The 3,077-nt window shown below is 39.1% G+C and carries 1 pseudogene; it reads right to left on the bottom strand.

Annotated features, from left to right (window positions below):
* A pseudogene (locus BLV64_RS14605) lies at window positions 1-3,077 on the bottom strand (hypothetical protein); the annotation flags it as partial.

Genomic DNA, 3,077 nt, shown 5'->3' with positions numbered 1-3,077 from the left:
ACACATAATAAATACGTGTCGTCTAAATCGAAAGATGGCAACATGTTTACTTGCAATGTAAGCTCTGCTGTTTCGTAACACTCAGAACTATCTACCATGTTTCCGGTACCGTCATCCACCATCGTATCGTTATCTACACGCACAATGATAACCTGTGGGTTTACTGTGTTTTCGTATAAGAATGGTAATGGGTTTGTTCCCGCATCAGCATCTGCTTGATTATCGTAATACGTCACCGTGTAGTTTACTGGATCTTGTCCGTCTAACACAAATTCATTTTGCGTTGCTAAATCAAACTGTGCACTATTATTTGTTGTATCTCCATCAAAGTCCATTTCATCATCACAGACCTCATAAACAATTGGTACTAAATCTGGATTGGCTTGTGCTGCTTCATGAACGGCTATATTAAAGCTTACTGTTGCAATATCACAACCGGTATCCGTATTAATTATGTTTACATAAATCACTTGCGGATTTGTCGTGTTGGTGTACAATGTTGTTAATGCATTGATACCTTGTTCTGCTTCTGTTACTGTTTCGTGGTACGTTACATTAAATAGTGTTGGATCTTGTCCGTTTAAAATCTCATCAGTCTTTGTTGAAAAATCAAATTGTGCAAAGCCATCCGTATTTAATTCACAGATAATATAATCGCTTACTGGCACCACTTCTGGTAATGGGTTGACGATTAAATCAAAGTCTTCTAAACTATAACATCCTGTTCCGTTTAATCCTGTTTCGTCGTCTCCATTAGTGACACGCACATAGATTGTTTGTGGGTTAATAGCAACACCTACGTTATTAGGATCTTCGTTACTGTGTTGTGTTGGGTCTGCAATTGCATTGGTTCCTGTTACAGCATCCTCTTCACTTGTATAGTAACTTAGGTGAATTGGGTTACTTGCATCTTCTCCGTTTATGATATAAGCCGCATTAACTGTTAAGTCAAAGACTTCTATCATGTCTCCTGTTGCGTTATCGTCGCATAAAATAAGATCGGCTGGATCTTCTCCTGGCGATGGGTTATTTAACACGCGAATAGTAACTGTTGTAAATGAATAGCATCCGGTATCTAAATCGGTAACTCTTACAAATAAGGTTTGTGGCCCCATCACCTCATTAGTATAGTTTGTTGGGTCTGCAATAACATTTGTTCCTGCTTGCGCATCGGCTAATGTCGTGTAGTACTCTACTGTCCAACTTGGGTTACCATTTACTATTTCAGAATCTTCAACCGTTAAATCGAAAGCTGTAAATCCGTCATTATCTTCATGGTAATCGGCGTCTAAATCATCACATTGTGATAAAGTATGATCGTAATTCGGGTTGATTACCGGTGGTAATGCCACTTCTATAACAAACGATCCTGTGCTTACACATCCATTGGCAACACTTTCTAAACGCACATAAATTGTTTGTTGAGGCGTTGTTGCGTTGGTGTAGTTTGCAGTGTTTACTATTGGGTTATTCCCTGAATCAGCATCGGCTTGATTTAGGTGGTATGTTAAAGTAAAATCTCCTACTGCTTGTGTTCCGTAAATTTCTGGAGCCACTACAGTATCAAAATCAAACTGTGCATAACCATCATCATCGCTATCACAAACAATATAGTCTGCTATATCTAACGGTACTACTGGTGATGGTAACACCACTAAGTCTAGCTCTACAATTGTATAACAACCTGTTCCTGGTGTTGGCGTAACGCCCGTGTTTTCTGCTCGTACATAAATGGTTTGTAAGTTGGCAACAATATTGTTATACGGACTCGCTAAAGCGTTTGTTCCTGCTTCTGCATCGGCATACGTTTCGTGGTAACTAAGAGTTACTCCGGCTTCTCCGTTTAAGATGATTGCTGTTTGACTTGATAAATCGAATAATGCAAAACCATCATTCTCTTCATCACAAACTTCTAAAGGATCTGGGTTAGCCACTGGTGATGGTAGTGGCGTTACACGTAAATCTAAAGTGATTGTACTTACACATCCAGTAACATCATTCTCTGCACGGATATAAATTGTTTGCGGATTGCTCGTGTTTACATACGGACTAAAAATCTCGTCGGTATCCGTATCGGCTCCAACTTGAGTTGAATGGTAACTCAGAGTAATTCCCGTTTGTCCGTTTAAAATTTGTGCGTTTGCAGCTTCTAAATTAAAAGCTTCTTGCCCATCGTTTAAAGTTACAGCATCACAAAGTGTTAATGGTGTTGGTTGTACTAATACTGGTAACGGATTAACAATAAGGTCTAAAGTCGTTATTGAGAAACATCCTGTGGCATTGTCCTCTACACGTACCCAAAGCGTTTGCATATCTTGAACGATATTTACATAAGCATTTGGTGATGCTATAGCGTTATTTGGTACCATAGCATCAGCTTCTAACTCATAAAAAGTTACCGTGTATAAGGTTGGGTCCAACCCGTTTAGGATCTCTGTGTTTTTAGTTGGTAAATCAAAAATAGCATACCCATCATCATTATCATCACAAACCTCCAATGGGGTTGGGTCGATAATCTCAGGTGTTGGGTTTACTATCAATTGTAGTTCTACATAACTTGCACAGTTTGTAGAGATTGTCGGACTCTCGATACGCACATAAATCGTTTGCGTATCAACAACGATGTTGTTATACGGACTCGTTAAAGGGTTTACATCGTTTTGAGAATCGGCTAAAGTTTCGTGATAGGTTACAACTAATGTATTATCACCTCCATTTATTTCTAACTCGGCATCCTCTAAAGTGAACACTCCAAATCCATCGCTATCCGGATCACAATACTCTAATGGCGCTGGAGTATAAGCTATTGGAGCATCTTCAACTTGTAAGTCTAAGGTCGTCGTATCAAAACATTGCGTCGTTATGTCTCTTACGTTGACATAAACCGTTTGTGGGTTAGAGATGTTTGTATAAGGTATTGGTAACGGATTTACTTGCGCATCGGCATCAGCTTGTGTTAAGTAATACGTTACGGAGTAGTTGGGATTACCTCCTGAGATTTCATTATTCTTGATACTTAAATCAATTTCTGTAAAACCATCTGGAGTTCCATCGTCACAAACACCTAATACTGTTGG

It is taken from the genome of Bizionia paragorgiae (genome assembly GCF_900107625.1).
Taxonomy (GTDB): Bacteria; Bacteroidota; Bacteroidia; order Flavobacteriales; family Flavobacteriaceae; genus Bizionia; species Bizionia paragorgiae.
This window is presented reverse-complemented; position numbering and strand designations above follow the sequence as displayed.